Below are 18827 nucleotides of genomic sequence, written 5' to 3'. Positions count from 1 at the left end.
GCAGGAGATTAGGGGGATTTCGACCGTCTATTGCCCTGATGCGTTTTCTGTACAGCCTCTACACCACCGAGTGGATGACCGTGCCCTGGTAGGCGCCGGCCACGGCGGCCGGGGGAGTGTTGATGATCAGCGAGGGGTTCCAGGCCACCCTGCTGAGGAAGAGCAGGTCGAGGTCGGCGCGGAACGCCACCCGCGAGACGTCCAGGGTGACCGCGTCCTGGGCCCGGGGCTGCCCCGGGTGCACGGCGAGCGTGCCGACGTTCAGCGTGGCGGTTCCCGACCAGTAGCTCACGTGGCCGGCGTCGATCGTCCTCGTCGGATCCCCGGCGCCGGTCTTGAAGGAGGTGGCGGTGACCGAGGTGGTCCAGCTTCCGCCGAGCAGGCGGTCGTCGTCGACCTCCACCGTGCCCAGGTGGCCGGTGAGCGTCCCGCCCGGGGCGGTCGCGCCGAAGGAGACCGGGCCGGTGGGCACCGTGATGGAGAGCCCGGTCTGCAACGGTCCGACGGGGGGCTCGGCTCGGGCCGTCGCGGGGACGGCGGCGAGGGCGGTCAGGGTGACCGCCGCGAGCGAAACGGCACGACGTGGACGGTGGACGGTCGGCATCGGCATCACCGGGAGTTGGTCGAGGAATTCCGGCATACCGTAGCCGAACTGGATCACCCGGGCCGGGATCTTCACATTGCCGGCCGCGTACGGTCCCGGTCCGGCGCCCCCGTGTGCGCCGGACCGGGACCGGGTCTCATCGGGCCGCACGCCGGGCCTTGACCACGCTGTCGACCACGTCCCAGACCGCGATCACCACGGTCACCACCACGGCGATGCGGGCGACGTCGTCCGCGCCGCCCTCGCGCAGCCAGGCGAACCGGTCGATCAGCTCCGGGTTGAGCATCCGGTCGGTGAGCAGCAGCCAGACCACCGGCGCGGCGAACGCCAGGTTGAGCACCGCGTTGACCGCCACCAGCGGCCAGGTCCACCGCCGAGCCCGGTACTTCGCGACCTCCAGGCCGATGGTGGCGACCAGCACCGCGATCAGGGCCGGGAGCCAGAAGCTCCACAGTGCCGGGTCGAGCACCGGCAGCCGGGAGCCGTCGTCGGTGCTCCAGCGCTGGAAGTGCTGCCCGACGAGGACCGCGATCGTGCCGAGCAGGAAGACGACGGAGGCGCAGCTGTCCGGCTGGCTGATCTGCCGGTCGCCGGTCTCCTCGGGGAGCTGGTCGACGGTCCACTCGGGCAGGCCCAGCGGCGCCTGGGCGCGCTCCAGGACGGCGAAGCTCAGCGTGACCCAGAACGCGACCTGCACCGCGGTCTGGAACGCGACCGAGATCGCCGCGCCGATGGCCCTGCCCGGCTCGTCGCCGACGGTGGCCGTGACGAGGCCGGTGGCGGTGCCGGCGAGCGCCGGGATCCAGGTGAGCAGCATCCGCAGCACCCCCCACCACACCAGGTAGTAACGCGGCCCGATGAGCTGGAGCGTGCGGTCGCTGTAGCGGGCGGCGAGCTGCTCGGGGCGGCCCATCTCGGTGAGCACCTCGCGCTCGGCCGAGGCGTGGTCCTGCCCGCCGGCGGTCCGGTCGTCGATCATGTCGGCGATGGAGGCGCGCAGCTCCTCGGCCAGCTCGGTGCGGCGGGGCGCCGGCACGGTCCGCAGGGTGGCCGCCACGTAGCGGTCGGTCAGGGAACTCATCGTCCCGCTCCTTCGATCAGCTGGGTGATGGACGCCTGCACCGCGGACAGGTCGTCGAGCAGGCGGGTCAGGACCGTCTCGCCGTCGGCGCTGGTGCGGTAGAACTTGCGCGGCCGGCTCTCGTCGGTGTTCCACTCGCTGGTCAACAGCCCCTGGTCCTCCAGGCGGCGCAGCAGCGGGTAGAGCGTGTTGGCGTCGACCGCGAAGCCGTGTGCGGCCAACCGTTGCAGCAGGGCGTAGCCGTAGTCGGGACGGCGGAGCGCCACCAGGCTGGCGACGACGATCGTGCCGCGCCGCAGCTCCTGAAGGTGGGTCCGGAGAACCTCGTCGCTGACCATGCGACACACGATAGTGTGTGCCACACACCATTGCAACCAGATACAGCATCGTGCGGCACGCACCAGGCTTCGGAGAGACGCGGGCCACCCCCGGCGCGGACGGTGGAGCCGGCGAGATCACCTCGGTAGGGTGGGTCGGTCGACTCCGACGCAGCTTGATCCACAACCCGGGGGGCGCCACGCATGGGCGATTCGTTCGCGCATCTGCACGTACACACCGAGTACTCGATGCTCGACGGTGCGGCCCGGCTCAAGGACCTCTTCGCCGAGGCGGCGCGCCTCGGCATGCCGGCGGTGGCGATCACCGACCACGGCAACATGCACGGCGCGAACGACTTCTACAAGCAGGCCATGGCCGCCGGGGTCAAGCCGATCCTCGGCGTCGAGGCGTACGTCGCGCCGGAGTCGCGCTTCCACAAGGCCCGGGTCAAGTGGGGGCGCCCGGAGCAGAAGAGCGACGACGTCTCCGGCAACGGCGCCATCACCCACATGACCATGTGGGCGGCGAACCGCACCGGCCTGCACAACATGTTCCGGCTCAACTCCCGCGCCTCGATGGAGGGCCACTACGTCAAGTGGCCCCGGATGGACATGGAGCTGATCGCCGAGCACGCCGAGGGCATCATGGCCACCACCGGCTGCCCGTCCGGCGCGGTGCAGACCCGGCTGCGGCTCGGGCAGTTCGACGAGGCGCTCAAGGTCGCCGCCGCCTACCAGGACATCTTCGGCAAGGACAACTACTTCCTGGAGATCATGGACCACGGCCTCGACATCGAGCGCCGGGTCCGCGACGGGCTCACCGAGATCGCCCGCAAGCTCGACATCCCGCCGGTGGTCACCAACGACTCGCACTACACCCACGAGGCGCAGGCCGAGGCGCACGACGTGCTGCTCTGCGTGCAGACCGGCAGCAACGTGGCCGACCCGAACCGGTTCCGCTTCGAGGGCGGCGGTTACTTCGTCAAGTCGGCCGACCAGATGCGCGCGGTCGACTCCTCCGAGCTGTGGCAGCAGGGCTGCCGCAACACGCTGCTGGTGGCGGAGAAGGTCGACCCGACCGGGATGTTCACCTTCCACAACCTGATGCCGCGGTTCCCGATCCCCGAGGGCGAGACCGAGGAGTCCTGGTTCCGCAAGGAGACGTTCGCCGGGCTCAAGCGCCGCTTCCCCGGCGGCATCCCGGAGGGCCACGTCGTCCAGGCGGAGTACGAGCTGGGCGTCATCATCCAGATGGGCTTCCCGTCCTACTTCCTCGTGGTCGCCGACTTCATCCAGTGGGCGAAGAGCCAGGGCATCGCGGTCGGCCCCGGTCGTGGCTCGGCGGCCGGCTCGCTCGTCGCGTACGCGCTGGGCATCACCGACCTGGACCCGATCCCGCACGGCCTGATCTTCGAGCGGTTCCTCAACCCCGAGCGCGTCTCGATGCCCGACGTCGACATCGACTTCGACGAGCGCCGGCGCGGCGAGGTCATCAAGTACGTGACCGACAAGTGGGGCGAGGACAAGGTCGCGCAGATCGCCACGTTCGGCACGATCAAGGCGAAGGCCGCGATCAAGGACTCGGCCCGGGTGCTCGGTTTCCCGTACGCGGTCGGCGACCGGATCACCAAGGCGATGCCGCCGGCCGTGATGGGCAAGGACATCCCGCTGTCCGGCATCTTCGACCCGAAGCACCCGCGCTACGCCGAGGCCGGCGAGATCCGCGGCCTCTACGAGACCGACCCGGACGTCAAGAAGGTCATCGAGACCGCGAAGGGCATCGAGGGGCTGATCCGGCAGAGCGGCGTGCACGCGGCCGGCGTCATCATGTCCGCCGAGCCGATCATCGACCACATCCCGCTGATGCGGCGCGACGCCGACGGCGTCATCATCACGCAGTTCGACTACCCGACGTGCGAGTCGCTCGGGCTGCTGAAGATGGACTTCCTCGGCCTGCGCAACCTCACCATCATCGACGACGCGGTGAAGAACATCGGGCTCAACCACGGCAAGGAGCTGGACCTGCTCGGCAGGCCGCTGGACGACAAGGCCGCGTACGAGCTGCTCGCCCGGGGCGACACGCTCGGCGTGTTCCAGCTCGACGGCGGGCCGATGCGCTCGCTGCTGCGGATGATGAAGCCGGACAACTTCGAGGACATCTCCGCCGTGCTGGCGCTCTACCGGCCCGGTCCGATGGGCGTCGACTCGCACACCAACTACGCGCTGCGCAAGAACGGGCTCCAGGAGATCACCCCGATCCACCCGGCCCTGGAGGAGCCGCTGCGCGAGATCCTCGCCCCCACCTACGGCCTGATCGTCTACCAGGAGCAGGTGCAGCGCGCCGCGCAGATCCTCGCCGGCTACACGCTCGGCCAGGCCGACCTGCTGCGCCGCGCGATGGGCAAGAAGAAGAAGGAGATCCTGGACAAGGAGTTCGTCCCGTTCCGGGACGGCTGCCGCGCGAACGGCTATCCCGACGACGCCATCCAGGCGGTGTGGGACGTGCTGGTCCCGTTCGCCGGCTACGCGTTCAACAAGGCGCACTCCGCCGCGTACGGCCTGGTGTCGTACTGGACCGCGTACCTCAAGGCGCACTACCCGGCCGAATACATGGCGGCGCTGCTCACCTCCGTCGGTGACGACAAGGACAAGATGGCGCTCTACCTGTCCGAGTGCCGCCGGATGCGGATCCAGGTGCTCCCGCCGGACGTCAACACCTCCGCCGGGCCGTTCACCCCGGTCGGCAAGGAGATCCGCTTCGGCCTCGGCGCGGTGCGCAACGTCGGCGCGAACGTGGTCGCGTCGATCATGCGCTGCCGCGAGGAGAAGGGCGAGTACGCCGACTTCTACGACTTCCTGTCCAAGGTGGACGCGGTCGCCTGCAACAAGAAGACCATCGAATCGCTGATCAAGGCCGGTGCGTTCGACTCGCTGAAGCACTCGCGCAAGGGGCTGCTGGCCGTGCACGCCGACGCCATCGACGCGTACGCCGACGTCAAGCGCAAGGAGGCGGTCGGCCAGTACGACCTGTTCGGCGCCGGTTTCGGCGACGCCGACGTCGGCGGCAGCACCACCGTCATGCCGGTCATCGGCGACGGGGAGTGGGACAAGCGCGACAAGCTGGCGTTCGAGCGCGAGATGCTCGGCCTGTACGTCTCCGACCACCCGCTGTTCGGCCTGGAGCACGTGCTGGGCGCGGCGGCCGACACCACCATCGCCGCGCTCTCCGAGGAGGGCACCGTGCCCGACGGCGCGGTCGTCACGCTGGCCGGCATCCTCTCCGGGGTGCAGCGCCGGGTCACCAAGCAGGGCCGGGCCTGGGCCTCGGCCACCCTGGAGGACCTGGCCGGCGGCGTGGAGACGCTGTTCTTCCCCAACACCTACGAGGTCATCGGGCAGTACATCGCCGAGGACGCCATCGTGGTGGTCAAGGGCCGGGTGGACCGCCGCGACGACACCCCGCGGATCATGGCGATGGACATGTCCATGCCGGACGTGACCAGCAGCCCGGGGAGCAAGCCGGTCACCCTGACCATCCCGGTGCACCGCTGCACCCCGCCGCTCGTCGAACGGCTCAAGGAGACGCTGGTGCTGCACCCCGGCGACACCGAGGTGCACGTCAAGCTGCTCAACGGCGGCAAGGTCACCACGCTGCGCCTCGGCCCGTTCCGGGTCGCCGCGACCACCGCGCTGATGGGTGACCTGAAGAGCGTCCTGGGCCCGGCCAACGTGAGCTGACCGTGCGGGGCGGCCGGTGACCGGGCACCATCGGGCGCATGCCCGCCACCGACCTGCTGCGCGTCCGTGATCTCGTACCCGACTTCGTCGCCGTCCTGCGCGAGTGCCGCGCCGTCCCGGCCGAGCGGTGGCCGGGGCTGTGGCGGTCCCGCTACCTCGACCGGCATCCGGACATCGCCCGCGTGGTGGACCGCGACGCCGGCCCGCCCGCCCCGGCGGACGTGCGAGCCGCCGTCGACCGGCTCCACGACCGGGCCGCCGACCTGACGGCCCGCGCCGAGACGGTACGCGGACTGCTGCCCGACGGCGTCGCGGCGTCGGCCCGGGCGCTCGGCTGGACCGGCGACGGCGGCCCGGTGGAGTGCGTGGTACTGGTCGGGCTGCACCGGGCGAACGGCTGGGCCGGCGACCTCGACGGTCGGTACGCGCTCTTCCTCGCGGTGGAACAGCTCGACCCGCCCGAGGACGTTCGGATGCTCGTGCACCACGAGGCCGCCCACGTCGTCCACGACCGCCGGGCCGGCATCCGCGACTGGCCGGAGCACGGGGTGGCGAAGAACCTGTTCGTCGAAGGGCTGGCCACCCAGGTCACGGCGGAACTCGACAGCGGTCGGCCCGACGAGGCGTACCTCTGGTTCGGTCGGCCCGGCCACCGGTCCTGGCTCGACGAGTGCCGTCGCCGCTGGCCGGCCGTCCTCGACCGGGTGCGGGCCGACCTCGACGCCACCGACCCGGACCACCACGCCGCGTACTTCCTCGAGCGGGACTCGCCGCTGCGCGGCGACCTGCCCCCACGCTGCGGCTATCTGGTCGGGCTGGCGGCGGTGCGGCGGCTACGCGAGCGGCACGACCTGCCCGAGCTGGCCGGTTGGCCGCTGCCCCGGGTCCGGGCGGAGATGGCCGCCGTGCTCGCCGACCTGCCCGTGCCCGGATGAGCCGGTCAGGCCGGCCGGTACTCGACCTCCGGCCGGCCGGGCGTGCCGTAGCGGGGGGTGCGGACCGCACGGTCGGCGGAGACCAGGTATTCCAGGTAGCGGCGGGCGGTGACCCGGGAGATGCCGGTGCGCGCGCCGACCTCGGCCGCCGACCGCCCCTCGGTGTCGAGCGCGGCCAGCACGGCGTGCAGGGTCTGCTCGTCCAACCCCTTCGGCAGGGTGTGCGCCGCCGCGCCGCGCAGCGTGGCGAACATCCGGTCCACCTCGTGCTGCGCGGCCACCTCGCCGTCGGCCAGGGCGTGCCGGCGGTATTCGGCGTAGCGCTCCAGCTTGTCGCGGAACGCGGCGAAGGTGAACGGCTTGAGCAGGTAATGGGTCACCCCGAGGGAGACGGCGGTGCGCACCGCGGTCAGGTCGCGCGCCGACGTCACGGCCAGCACGTCGACGCCGCTGCCGGCCGCCCGCAGCGCCCGGCAGACCTCCAGCCCGTGCAGGTCGGGCAGGCGGAAGTCGAGCAGCACCAGGTCGACCCCACCACCGGCGCGCAGCGCCGCCATCGCGTCCCGGCCGGTGTGCGCCACGCCGACCACGACGAAGCCGGGCACCCGTTCGGTGTACGCCTTGTGCGCCTCGGCCAGCAGCGGCTCGTCCTCCACCACCAGCACCCGGACGACGGCGCTCATCGCTCCGCCCCGGGCAGCGGCAGGCGGACCGTGAAGACGGTCTCGCCGCCGTCGGTGCGGGTCACGTCGGTGGTGCCGCCGTGCCGGCGGACGACCTGACCGACCAGGGCCAGACCGAGCCCCCGGCCGGCGCTCTTGGTGGACCAGCCGCGCCGGAACGCGTCCGCCACCCGCTCCGGCGCGAGACCGGGGCCGCTGTCGCCGACCCGGACCACCAACTCGTCGTCGCGGGTGCCGACGAACACCCGCACCCGGCGCGGCGGCGGGGTGGCGGCGACCGCGTCGAGCGCGTTGTCGATCAGGTTGCCCACCACCGTGATCAGGTCGGTTCCGGGCACCGGACTGCCGTCGAGGCGGCAGTCCGGCTCGACGACCAGGTCCACCCCGCGCTCACCGGCCCGCGCCGACTTGCCGAGCAGCAGCGCGGCCAGGGCCGGCTCGCTCACCGCGCCGACCACCCGGTCGGTGAGCTGCTGGGCGAGCGCCAGGTCGCGGGTGCCCAGCCGGACCGCCTCGTCGGTACGGCCCAGCTCGACGAGCGTCAGCACGGTGTGCAACCGGTTCGCCGACTCGTGGGTCTGCGCCTGCAACGCCTCGGTCAGCGCGCGTACCGAGTCCAGCTCGCTGGCCAGGTTGCGCAGCTCGGTCTGGTCGCGCAGGGTGAGCACGGTGCCGAGCACGGTGCCCTCGAACCGGGTGGTGCGCTGGTTGGCCACCAGCACCCGGTCGCCGGCGAGCACCGGCTCGTCGTGCGCGTCCCGGCCCGCGGCCAGCAGCTCGGCCACCGCCGGCGGCAGGTCGATCCCGGCCACCGGCCGGTCGGTGACCGCGGCGTCCTCGGCCAGCCCGAGCAGCCGCCGGCCCTCGTCGTTGACCAGCGCCACCCGGCGGTCCCGGGTCAGCACCACCAGTCCCTCGCGTACGGAGTGCAGGACCGCGTCGTAGTACTCGTACATCCGGGTCATCTGGGCCGGCCCGAGCCCGTGCGTCTGCCGACGCAGCCGCCGACTGAGCAGCCACGAGCCGGTGGCCGCCAGCGCCAGCGCCGGCACCGCCGCGCCGAACAGCACGGGCGCCTGGGCGAGCAGCTTCCGGTTGATCGCCCGGGTGGTGATGCCGACCGAGACCAGCCCGATGATCCGCCGGCCGTCGCCGTACACCGGGACGACCGCGCGCACCGACTCGCCGAGCGTGCCGACGTTGGTCACGGTGAACGGCTCGCCGCCCAGCGCCGGACCGATGTCACCGATGAACGGTTGACCGATCAGGTCGGTGTTCGGGTGCGAGTAGCGGGTCCGGTCCGGCGCCATCACCACCACGAAGTCCGTCCCGGTGGCCCGCCGGGTGGCCTCCGCGTACGGCTGGAGCGTGGCCGCCGGGTCGGCGGCGGTGAGGGCCGCGCGGACGCTGGGGGAGCCGGCCACCGCCTGCGCCACGGCCAGCACCTCGTCGTTCGCGGCCTGGTGGGAGTCGCTGCGGGCGAGCCAGACCGCGCCACCGGCGCCGGCCAGCACGAGCAGCGTCACCACCACCGCCTGCAGGGCGAAGAGTTGCCCCGCGATGCTCCACTGCCGCCGCGCCACCGTGCCAGTGTGGCGCACCCGCCCGGCGGCGTTTCGGCGGCGCGTCCCCCGGGTGAACAGAATGAACGCAATCGTGCGGTCCGGTGAGACCTGCTTCACAGTGTGGAAATGGACACCACCACCCCCACCCCCGCGGACGTCCGGCCGGCCCGCCGGGACCGGACTCGTTACCTCTACCTGGCGGTCATCGTGGCCGTCGTCGCCGGCATCGTGGTCGGCCTCGTCGCGCCCGACGTCGGCAAAGCGCTGAAACCGCTCGGCACCGGCTTCGTGAACCTGATCAAGATGATGATCAGCCCGGTCATCTTCTGCACCATCGTGCTCGGTGTCGGGTCCGTCCGGCAGGCGGCCAAGGTCGGCAAGGTCGGCGGCCTCGCGCTCGGCTACTTCCTGGTCATGTCGACGGTGGCGCTGGCGATCGGCCTGGTCGTCGGCAACATCATCCACCCCGGGGCGGGACTGGACCTGGGCCCGGACGTGGCCGACGCGGGCCGGTCCGCGGCCGGCGAGGAGAGCGGCGGCACTGTCGACTTCCTGCTCGGGATCATCCCGACCACGTTGGTCTCCGCGCTGACCGAGGGCGAGGTGCTGCAGACCCTGTTGGTCGCGTTGCTGGTCGGCTTCGCGGTGCAGAGCCTGGGCAGCCGGGGCGAGCCGGTGCTGCGGGCGGTCGGGGTGCTCCAGCGCCTGGTCTTCAAGGTGCTGGCGATGATCATGTGGCTGGCGCCGATCGGCGCGTTCGGCGCCATGGCGGCCGTGGTCGGCGCCACCGGCGTGGACGCGCTCAAGAGCCTGGCGCAGATCATGCTCGGCTTCTACGCCACCTGCCTGATCTTCGTGATCGTGGTGCTCGGCCTGCTGCTGCGCCTGATTGCCGGGATCTCGATCTTCTCGCTGCTGCGCTACCTGGGCCGCGAGTTCCTGCTCATCCTCTCCACCTCGTCGTCGGAGTCGGCGCTGCCCCGGCTGATCGCCAAGATGGAGCATGTCGGGGTGGGCCGGCCGGTCGTCGGCATCACGGTCCCCACCGGCTACTCGTTCAACCTGGACGGCACCGCGATCTACCTGACCATGGCCTCGCTCTTCGTGGCCGACGCGCTGGGCAAGCCGCTCGCGGTCGGGGAGCAGATCTCGCTGCTGGTGTTCATGGTGATCGCGTCCAAGGGCGCGGCGGGCGTGACCGGCGCCGGGTTGGCCACGCTCGCCGGCGGCCTCCAGTCGCACCGGCCGGACCTGGTCGACGGCGTCGGCCTGATCGTCGGCATCGACCGGTTCATGTCCGAGGCCCGGGCGCTGACCAACTTCGCCGGCAACGCCGTCGCGACCGTGCTGGTCGGCACCTGGACCGGCGAGTTCGACCGGGACCAGGCCCGCGCCGTGCTGGCCGGGGAGCGACCGTTCGACGAGTCCACCATGGTCGACGAGCACGACGACGAACCCGTCTCCGACTCGGCGGCCCCGCCCGACGCCGAGCGCCCGCTGGCCGGCTCCACCGCCTGACCCGGCTCGGCCTGTCCGGCCCGGGCCCGGCTCGGCCTGTCTGGCCCGGCTCGGCCTGTCTAGCCCGGCTCGGCCTGTCTGGCCCGGCTCGGCCTGTCTGGCCCTGCCTGGCTCTGCTCGGTCCTGCCCCACACGGCTCGTTTGACCCATCACTTCTTGGCGATATACCTCTCAGTCATTTTTATGACTGAGAGGTATATCAATCTCAGGTGTCACCTCCCTCCCCGGCCGGCCCGACGAGCGCGGCAGCAACACCCCGATCTTGCACTTTCCGCCCTGGCAAATCGGATCTATCGGGTGCAACGAAGACTGAAACTGCAAGATCGGCGAGGGGCGAGGCGGGCCACGGGGGTGGGATTGGCGGTGGTGGGTGGCGACGGGGGGTGGTTAGCGTCGGGCTATGGAGCTGGAGCAGGCGCAGAAGTTGTGGCAGCCGGAGCCGGGCTGGTTGAACACCGCCACCTACGGACTGCCGCCCGATCCGGTGTGGGACGCCGTGCAGCAGGTGCTCGCCGACTGGCGGACCGGCCGGGTGTCGTTCGAGGTCTGGGACGAGTCGGTCGGTCGGTCCCGGGCCGCGTTCGCCCGGCTGGTGGGCGTGGATCCCGCCGACGTGAGCATCGGCTCCGCCGTCTCCCAGTTGGCCGCGCCGATCGCGGCGGCGCTGCCGCCGGGCGCCACGGTGGTGGTGCCCGAGGGGGAGTTCACCTCGATCCTGTTTCCCTGGCTGGCGCAGGAGGAACGCGGGGTGCGGGTGCGGACCGTCCCGCTCGCCGGTCTGGTCGACGCGATCGACGCCGACACCGACCTGGTGGCGTTCAGCCTGGTCCAGTCCGCCGACGGCGCCCTCGCCGCGTACGACGAGATCGTCGCGGCGGCCCGAGCGCACGACGCGCTCGTGGTGGTCGACGCCACCCAGGCGTGCGGCTGGCTGCCGTTCGAGGCCGGCCGGGCGGACGCGGTGCTGGTCGGGGCGTACAAGTGGCTGATGGCGCCGCGCGGCTCCGCGTTCGCCTACCTGGCGCCGGCGTTGCGCGACCGGCTGCGCCCGGACGCCGCGGGCTGGTACGCCGGCAAGGACCCGCACTCCTCCTTCTACGGCACGCCGTTGCGGCTCGCCGACGACGCCCGGCGGTTCGACGTCTCCCCGTCCTGGCTGTGCTACGCCGGGGCGGCCCCGGTGCTGGAGCTGCTCGCCGACCTGGACCTGGCCGCGGTGCGGGACCACGACGTGGCGCTGGCCAACCGGTTCCTCACCGGGCTGGGCCGGCCGCCCGGCGACAGCGCGATCGTCAGCGTCGAGGCGCCGGGCGCGCAGGAGAAGCTGGCCGCGGCCGGGGTGCGGGCGGCGGTCCGGGCCGGCCGGGTGCGCGCCTCGTTCCACCTCTACACCACCGAGGTGGACGTCGACCTGGCCCTGGACGCGCTGACCGGCTGATCAGGCCAGGTGCCCGCCGATCTTCGTGTAGCCACGCAGCAGGTCCCGCGAGATGATCAGCCGCTGCATCTCGTCGGTGCCCTCGAAGATCCGGTAGAGCCGCACCTGCCGGTACCAGCGCTCGATCGGCAGCTCCCGGGTGTAGCCCATGCCGCCGTGGATCTGGAGCACCCGGTCCACCACCCGGTTGACCATGCCGGCACCGTAGAGCTTGCCCATCGACGAGGCGTGCCGGGGGTCGAGACCCTGGTCGACCGTCCACGCGGACCGCAGGATCAGCCAGCGGGCGGCCTCCAGCTCGGTCTCCGAGTCGGCGATCATCCACTGGATGGCCTGGTTGGTGGCGATCGGCGCGCCGAACGTCTCCCGGGTGGTGGCGTGGTCGATCGCCATCTGCAGGGCCCGTTCGGCGATGCCGATCGCGTGCGAGGGGATGGTGTAGCGGCCCTTGCCGATCCACTCCATGCCCAGCGTGAAGCCCTGGCCGGGCTCGCCGAGGATGTTGCGGTGCGGCACCCGCACACCGTCGAAGACGAGCGAGGCGGGGCCGCCCTCGCCCATCGTCTGGATGAACTCCGACCGCCAGCCCATGGCCCGGTCGACCAGGAACGCGGTGGCGCCGCCGCGCCGGGCGCCCTTCTTCGGGTCGGTCACCGCCACCACGATGGCGAAGTCGGCGTCGTTGCCGTTGGTGATGAACGTCTTCTCGCCGTCGAGGATCCAGTCGTCGCCGTCGCGGCGGGCGCGCAGCTTGATGTTCGCCGCGTCCGAGCCGGCTCCCGGCTCGGTGATGGCGAAGCAGGAGGTCCGCTCCCCCTCGATCGTGGGGAGCAGGAACTCGCGCTTCTGTTCCTCGGTGGCGTGGAAGAGGATGTTGTCCGCCTCGCCGCCGAACCGGAACGGCACGAAGCTGCGGCCCAGCTCGGTCCAGATCAGCGACTGCATGACCGCCGGCAGCGCCATCCCGCCGTACTCCTCCGGCGTGGCCAACCCCCAGAAGCCGAACTTCCTCGCCTTGAGCTGGAGTTCGCGCAGCTCGGAGCGGTCCAGGCCGGGCTGGTGGGCGCGTTCGCGGCGCAGCACCTCCGGTTCCAGCGGCATCACCTCGCGGGTGACGAACGCGCGCACGGTGTCGCGTACCGCGCGTTCCTCGTCGGACAGTGCGAAGTCCACGGTGCCCCCTCGGGTCGGCGTCACCTCTAAACTAGCGCTGGAAGTTTTCCGCCGTCCAGACCCGAGGCGGAAGGGAGGATGATGACGAGGTGCCACGACCCCGACAGGCCCTGCTCAGCCGGGAACGGATCGTCGAGACCGCGCTCGCGCTGATCGACGCGGACGGGCTGGACGCGCTCTCCACCCGGCGGCTCGCCGCCGCGCTCGGCGTACGCGGTCCCTCGCTCTACAACCACTTCGCCACCAAGGAGGAGATCCTGGACGCGGTGGCCGACAGCGTCACCGCGACCGTCGACGTGGGGGCGTTCGACAGGTACGACTGGGCCGAGGCGCTGCGCCGCTGGGCCGGCTCCTACCGGGCCGCGCTGGCCGCCCATCCGCACGTCGTCCCGTACCTGGCCCGGGGGCCGGGCCGCCGGCCGGCCGCGCTCGCGATGGCCGACGCGGTCTACGGCGCCCTGGTCCGGGCCGGTTGGCCGCCCGCGCGGGCCACCCACATCGGCGCGGCGATGCGCTACTTCGTGGCCGGCTCGGCGCTCGGCTCGTTCGCCCGCGGCTTCGTCGAGGACCCGTCGCTCTATGCCGCGCACCCGCACCTGCACCAGGCCCACCGGCTCCCCGGCCACCAGCGCAGCGTCGACGAGGGCGCGTTCGCGCTCGGCCTGGACGCGTTGCTGCACGGCCTCGCCGCCGAGTACGCGGCAACGGTCACCCCGCTGGAACGGACCGCCGGTCGGGAGTAGCGTCGAAACTCCCACCGCTAGTTTCCGCCCCCGAAGGACGCCATGGATCTCGCCACCGCGCCTCCCGCCCCGCTGACGCGCCACCACCTGCACGTCGCCGGTGACTGGGTCGACCCGTCGTCGGGCGACACGATTCCGGTGGAGAACCCGGCCACCGGGGAGACGATCGGCGAGGTGCCCGCCGGCGCCCCGGCCGACGTGGACCGCGCGGTGGCCGCCGCCCGGGCGGCGTTCCCCGGCTGGGCCGCCACCGCCCCCGCCGAGCGGGCCGCACACCTGGACCGGCTGCACGCCGCGCTCGCCGCCCGCGCCGACGACATCGCCCGCACCGTCGCCTCGGAGCTGGGCGCCCCGCTCAAGCTGGCCACCCGGGTGCAGGCCGGCCTGCCGCTGATCGTGCTGCGCGGCATGGTCGAGCTGGCTGCCCGGCCGGCCGCCGAGCAGGTCGTCGGCAACTCGGTGGTGGTCCGCGAACCGGTCGGCGTGGTCGGCGCGATCACCCCGTGGAACTATCCGCTGCACCAGGTGGTCGCCAAGCTCGCACCGGCGCTCGCCGCCGGCTGCACGGTGGTGCTCAAGCCCAGCGAGCTGACGCCGCTCACCGCCTACCTGCTCTTCGACGCGGTGACCGAGGCCGGGTTGCCGCCGGGGGTGGTCAACCTGGTGCCCGGCACCGGCCCGGTGGTCGGCGAGGCGCTCGCCGCGCACCCCGACGTCGACCTGGTCTCGTTCACCGGCTCCACCGCGACCGGCCGGCGGATCGCGCACCTGGCCGCCGACCGCATCGCCCGGGTCGCGCTGGAGTTGGGCGGCAAGTCGGCGAACGTGATCCTGGCCGACGCCGACCTGCCCACCGCGGTCAAGGTCGGCGTCGGCAACGTGCTCGTCAACTCCGGCCAGACCTGCACCGCCTGGACCCGGATGCTGGTGCACCGCGACCGCTACGACGAGGCGCTCGAACTGGCCGCGACGGCGGTGGCCGGCTACCGGCTCGGCGACCCGTTCGACCCGGCCACCCGGCTCGGCCCGCTGGTCTCGGCCGCCCAGGCCGATCGGGTACGCGGGCACGTCGACCGGGCGATCGCCGACGGCGCCCGGCTCGTCGCCGGCGGCCCGGCCGCGCCGCTGCCGCCGCGCGGCCACTTCGTCGCGCCCACCGTCCTCGCCGACGTGCACCCGGACAGCGCGCTGGCGCAGGAGGAGGTCTTCGGGCCGGTGCTCGCGGTGATCCCGTTCACCGACACCGACGAGGCGGTCGCGATCGCCAACAACTCCCGGTACGGGCTGGCCGGCGCGGTCTGGTCGGCCGACGAGGACGCGGCGTTGGCGGTGGCCCGGCGGCTGCGCACCGGGCAGGTGGACGTCAACGGCGGCGCGTTCAACCCGCTCGCCCCGTTCGGCGGCTACCGGCAGTCCGGGCTCGGCCGCGAGCTGGGCACGTACGGCGTGGAGGAGTTCACCGAGGTGAAGGCGATCCAGCGATGAGGGCACTGGTGGTCCGCGGCCGGGGCGCCACCCCGGCGGTCGAGGAGGTCCGCCTGCCCGCGCCCGGCCCCGGCGAGCTGCGGGTCCGGATCCGCGCCGCCGGCATCTGCCACTCGGACCTGGCCATGGTGGACGGCACGCTGGCGCCCGCCTACCCACTGGTGCTGGGGCACGAGGCGACCGGCGTGGTGACCGAGGCCGGGCCCGGTGCCCGGCTGGCCGTGGGCACGCCGGTGGTGCTCAACTGGGCGCCCGCCTGCCGCGACTGCTGGCACTGCCGGCACGGCGAGCCCTGGCTCTGCGCCGCCAACACGGCCGCGTCGGTGCCCCGGGGGGAGACCGCTGCCGGGGAACCGCTGCAGGTCACCCTCGGGCTGGGCGCGCTCGCCGAGGAGGTGGTGGTGCCCGAGCGGGCGGCCGTGCCGGTGCCGCCCGGGCTGCCACCGGCCGAGGCGGCGTTGCTGGGCTGTGCGGTGCTCACCGGCGCCGGCGCGGTCCGCAACACCGCCCGGGTCGCCGCCGGTGAGTCGGTCGCGGTGATCGGGCTGGGCGGCGTCGGGCTGGCGGTGCTCACCGCGGCCCGGCGGGCCGGCGCGGCGCCGATCCTCGCCGTGGACGTGGTGGAGGCGAAGCGGGAGCTGGCGCTGGCCGCCGGCGCGACCGACTTCCTGCGCTCCGACGACACGCTCGGCAAGGAGGTCCGGGCCCGCACCGGCGGGCGCGGCGTCGACCACGCCTTCGAGTGCGTGGGCCGGGCCGCCACCATCCGGGCCGCCTGGCGGGCGACGCGGCGCGGGGGAGCGGTCACCGTGGTCGGCATGGGCGGCAAGGACGACCTGCTCAGCCTCTCCGCGCTGGACGTCTTCCACTCGGCGCGCACGCTGCGGTCCTCGGTCTACGGCTCGACCGACCCGGATCGGGAGGTGCCGGAGCTGGCCGCCGCGCTGGCCGCCGGCGACCTTGACCTGGCGCCGCTGGTCAGCGGCACGGTGTCGCTGGCCGAGGCGCCGGAGGCGCTGGCGCGGCTGGCCCGCGGCGAGGGTGCCCGCTGGGTGGTCACCTTTCCGGACTGACCGGCCCCTGCGCCGGCACCGCGCGCCGGTCAGGTGTGCGAGGGGTGCCCCGCTCTACCGGAGGCGTCAACAGGGGCCCCTCCTTGCACCGGGCGGTCGACGAGCGTGGCGATGCCGTCGAGCAGGCGCTGGAGGCCGAAGTCGAAGACCGTCGCCAGGTCCAGGTCGACCCCGCCGGCGGTCAGCGCGTCCATGGTGGTCAGCCCGCCGCCGGCCATCAGCCGCTGGAACGTGTCCTGCTGCCGGTCCACCCACTCCTCGTCGGTGAGCCCGGTGTCCTGCACCGCCTGCGCGCCGGCCTCCAGGTTGACGGCGACGCCCTTGACGTACGTCATCAGGGTGATCGCCACGTGCCAGCGGGTGTTGCGGTCCAGGCCCAGGCCGGCGGTGGCCCGCAGCGCGAGGTCGGTGTGCGCCATGCCGTGCGGCAGCGGCTGCGGCCGGGCGATGGTGATGACGTGCGGCACCCAGCGGTGCCGCCGGTAGACGGCCCACTGCGCCCGGGCGAGCACCTCCAGCCGGGCCCGCCAGCCGGTGGGCTCGACCGCCGGCAGCGGCGCGCCGGCCAGCGCCGCGTCGGCCATCGCCAGGATCAGCTCGTCGCGGCCGCGCACGTGCCGGTGCAGCGCGAGGGTGGCCACGCCCAGCTCGGCGGCGACCGACCGCAAGGAGACCGCGGCCAGCCCGCCGGCGTCGGCCAGCGCGACGGCGGTCCGCAGCACCCGGTCGCGGCTCAGCTCCGGGCGGGCCCGCACGGGTCGCGGCGGGACGGCGGCCTCCGCCACCACCGTGCCGGCGCCGGGCCGGGTGACCACCAGCCCGTCGTCGCGGAGCCGGGCCAGCACCCGGGTGGCGGTGGCGATGGCGATGCCGTGCTCGCGGGTGAGCTGGCGGGCCGAGGGCACCCGGTCGCCCGGGCGCAGCTCACCCCGCTCGATCCGGTGGCGGATCTCGGCGGCGATCCGCCGGTACGGCGGCTGCCGTTCCTGACCCTGCGGCGACATCCCCGGGCACCTCCGCGCCGAAGCGTACTAGTGCGGTGGGCGTCCGAGGGGCCCCGCGCGGGCGGCGTACTAGGTCGTCCGGCCCGGTGCCGGACGGGCGGACCTAGCGTCCGGCGTGACCGAGGTGTGCGACCCAGGGGAGACGTCATGAACGACCGCACCGTGCTCATCTCCGGCGCCGGCGTGGCCGGCCCGGCCCTCGCCTTCTGGCTGTCCCGGCACGGCTTCGCGGTGACCGTGGTGGAACGCGCGCCCGGGCTGCGCCCCGGCGGGCAGGCGGTGGACGTGCGCGGGGCCGCCCGCGAGGTGCTCGACCGGATGGGGCTGACCGAGCGGGTCCGGGCCGCGGGCGTCCGGGAGCAGGGCATGGAGTACGTGGACGCCCGGGGGCGCACCCGGGCCCGGCTGCCGGTGGCGGCGTTCGGCGGTGCGGGGATCGTGGCCGACCTGGAGATCGAGCGCGGGGCCCTGGCCGGGCTGCTGTACGAGGCGACCCGGGCCGACGTCGAGTACGTCTTCGACGACTCGATCGAGACGCTGGCGCAGCACGACGCCGGGGTGCGGCTCACCTTCACCCGGTCCGCCCCGCGCACGGTCGACCTGGTGGTCGGCGCGGACGGCTCGCACTCCCGGACCCGGGCGCTGGCGTTCGGCCCGGAGTCGGCGTACGTCCGCCCGCTCGGCGCGTACCTGGCGTACTTCTCCACCCCGTACCGGAACGCGGACGGGTGGTTCCGGATGCACAACGCGCCCGGCGGCCGGGTGGTCGGCACCCGGCCGACCAGCGACGGGCGGACGGCGGCGTTCTTCAGCTTCCGCTCCGACGCGCTGGACGTGGACCGGCGGGACCGGTCCGCCCAGCAGCGGCTGCTCGGCGAGCGGTTCGCCGACGTGGGCTGGCGCGCCGCCGAGTTGCTTGCCGCCGCGCCCGCCGCGACCGACTTCTACTTCGACAGGTACGCCCAGGTGCGGATGGACTCGTGGAGCACCGGGCGGGTGGCGCTGCTCGGCGACGCGGCCTGGTGCCCGTCCCCGCTGACCGGGCAGGGCACCAGCCTGGCCCTGGTCGGCGCGTACCTGCTGGCCGGGGAGCTGGCCGCCGCGGACGGCGACCACCGGGTGGGCCACCGCCGGTACGAGGAGGCGTTGCGGGCGCACGTGGCGAAGGGGCAGGAGTTGCCCGGCGGCGGCATCTCCGGGTTCCTGCCGGCGGGCCGGGCCGCGATCCGGCTGCGCGACGCGTCGATGCGGGCGATCGCGTCCCGGCCGATGCGCGGGCTCGCCACCCGGCTGTTCTTCAGCCACGCCGACGGGCTCGACCTGCCGGAGTACGCCGCCGGCCGGTGACGGTGCCGGGCCACATGTCGACGGGCACCGATCCGTCCGGATCCGGCGGTACGGGGCCGACCCCTGTGGAGGTCGGCCCCGTGCCGTACCCGGGGAATGTGTGGCGGATCGACATGGCTCGAC

The 18827-nt window shown here is 73.3% G+C and carries 15 protein-coding genes; 8 read left to right on the top strand and 7 right to left on the bottom strand.

Translation table 11 applies throughout. The features are described 5' to 3' along the window. Window positions 1–58: 58 nt before the first annotated feature. From GA0070213_RS21000 to GA0070213_RS20990, 3 genes are all read right to left on the bottom strand, one after another. Window positions 59–679 carry a hypothetical protein gene (locus GA0070213_RS21000; protein ID WP_139128706.1) on the bottom strand — a complete coding sequence of 207 codons (621 nt, stop codon included), beginning with the start codon at window positions 677–679 and terminating at the stop codon, window positions 59–61. A 61-nt stretch (window positions 680–740) separates the two neighbouring features. After that, the gene (locus GA0070213_RS20995; RefSeq protein WP_091067348.1) at window positions 741–1685 is read right to left on the bottom strand and encodes a permease prefix domain 1-containing protein; all 945 of its coding nucleotides are present in this window, start codon (window positions 1683–1685) and stop codon (window positions 741–743) included. Continuing rightward, complete coding sequence (locus GA0070213_RS20990) at window positions 1682–2023, bottom strand: PadR family transcriptional regulator (protein WP_091067344.1); 342 nt, start codon at window positions 2021–2023, stop codon at window positions 1682–1684. The genes GA0070213_RS20995 and GA0070213_RS20990 overlap by 4 nt, the downstream gene beginning before the upstream one ends. Before the next feature lie 183 nt (window positions 2024–2206). Here GA0070213_RS20990 and dnaE point away from each other — a divergent pair, with 183 nt between their 5' ends. Continuing rightward, on the top strand, window positions 2207–5740 hold the full coding sequence (dnaE, locus tag GA0070213_RS20985) for a DNA polymerase III subunit alpha (protein WP_091067341.1): 3534 nt from the start codon (window positions 2207–2209) through the stop codon (window positions 5738–5740). A gap of 38 nt (window positions 5741–5778) precedes the next feature. Next, window positions 5779–6675: a hypothetical protein gene (locus GA0070213_RS20980; protein ID WP_091067339.1), complete on the top strand. Its 897-nt coding sequence runs from the start codon at window positions 5779–5781 to the stop codon at window positions 6673–6675. 5 nt (window positions 6676–6680) lie between these two features. On the opposite strand, the gene GA0070213_RS20975 is transcribed toward GA0070213_RS20980, so the two are convergent. Together GA0070213_RS20975 and GA0070213_RS20970 are read right to left on the bottom strand one after the other, a co-directional pair. Next, window positions 6681–7358, bottom strand: a complete 678-nt coding sequence (locus tag GA0070213_RS20975) for a response regulator (protein ID WP_091067336.1) — start codon at window positions 7356–7358, stop codon at window positions 6681–6683. Beyond that, complete coding sequence (locus GA0070213_RS20970; protein WP_091067332.1) at window positions 7355–8941, bottom strand: sensor histidine kinase; 1587 nt, start codon at window positions 8939–8941, stop codon at window positions 7355–7357. Before GA0070213_RS20970 ends, GA0070213_RS20975 begins: the two co-directional genes overlap by 4 nt. 108 nt (window positions 8942–9049) lie before the next feature. Between GA0070213_RS20970 and GA0070213_RS20965 the strand changes: the two genes are divergently transcribed. Both GA0070213_RS20965 and GA0070213_RS20960 read left to right on the top strand, forming a co-directional pair. Further along, entirely contained in the window at window positions 9050–10441 is a 1392-nt protein-coding gene (locus tag GA0070213_RS20965; protein ID WP_091067329.1) for a cation:dicarboxylate symporter family transporter, read from the top strand. 400 nt (window positions 10442–10841) lie between these two features. Beyond that, entirely contained in the window at window positions 10842–11879 is a 1038-nt protein-coding gene (locus GA0070213_RS20960) for an aminotransferase class V-fold PLP-dependent enzyme (protein ID WP_091067326.1), read from the top strand. Here GA0070213_RS20960 and GA0070213_RS20955 read toward each other — a convergent pair whose 3' ends face one another. Next, entirely contained in the window at window positions 11880–13052 is a 1173-nt protein-coding gene (locus GA0070213_RS20955) for an acyl-CoA dehydrogenase family protein (protein ID WP_091067322.1), read from the bottom strand. Between the two features lie 89 nt (window positions 13053–13141). On the opposite strand from GA0070213_RS20955, the gene GA0070213_RS20950 reads away from it, so the two are divergent. From GA0070213_RS20950 to GA0070213_RS20940, 3 genes are read left to right on the top strand one after another with little or no spacing between them, the layout of a single operon-like run. Further along, a complete protein-coding gene (locus GA0070213_RS20950; RefSeq protein ID WP_091067319.1) occupies window positions 13142–13795 on the top strand; it encodes a TetR/AcrR family transcriptional regulator in 654 nt (217 codons plus the stop codon). A gap of 42 nt (window positions 13796–13837) precedes the next feature. Beyond that, window positions 13838–15280, top strand: a complete 1443-nt coding sequence (locus GA0070213_RS20945) for an aldehyde dehydrogenase family protein (RefSeq protein WP_091067316.1) — start codon at window positions 13838–13840, stop codon at window positions 15278–15280. Next, complete coding sequence (locus GA0070213_RS20940) at window positions 15277–16353, top strand: alcohol dehydrogenase catalytic domain-containing protein (protein ID WP_175441424.1); 1077 nt, start codon at window positions 15277–15279, stop codon at window positions 16351–16353. The genes GA0070213_RS20945 and GA0070213_RS20940 overlap by 4 nt, the downstream gene beginning before the upstream one ends. A 29-nt stretch (window positions 16354–16382) precedes the next feature. On the opposite strand, the gene GA0070213_RS20935 is transcribed toward GA0070213_RS20940, so the two are convergent. Continuing rightward, window positions 16383–17357 (bottom strand): TetR/AcrR family transcriptional regulator C-terminal domain-containing protein, encoded by a 975-nt coding sequence (locus tag GA0070213_RS20935; protein ID WP_091067310.1) that lies wholly within the window; start codon window positions 17355–17357, stop codon window positions 16383–16385. 147 nt (window positions 17358–17504) lie between these two features. Between GA0070213_RS20935 and GA0070213_RS20930 the strand changes: the two genes are divergently transcribed. Then, window positions 17505–18704 (top strand): FAD-dependent monooxygenase, encoded by a 1200-nt coding sequence (locus GA0070213_RS20930; RefSeq protein WP_091067307.1) that lies wholly within the window; start codon window positions 17505–17507, stop codon window positions 18702–18704. Window positions 18705–18827: the final 123 nt, after the last annotated feature.

Source organism: Micromonospora humi, from assembly GCF_900090105.1.
Lineage (GTDB): Bacteria > Actinomycetota > Actinomycetes > Mycobacteriales > Micromonosporaceae > Micromonospora > Micromonospora humi.
Note: the sequence above shows the minus strand (reverse complement) of the source record. Positions and strands in the feature narration are given on the sequence as shown.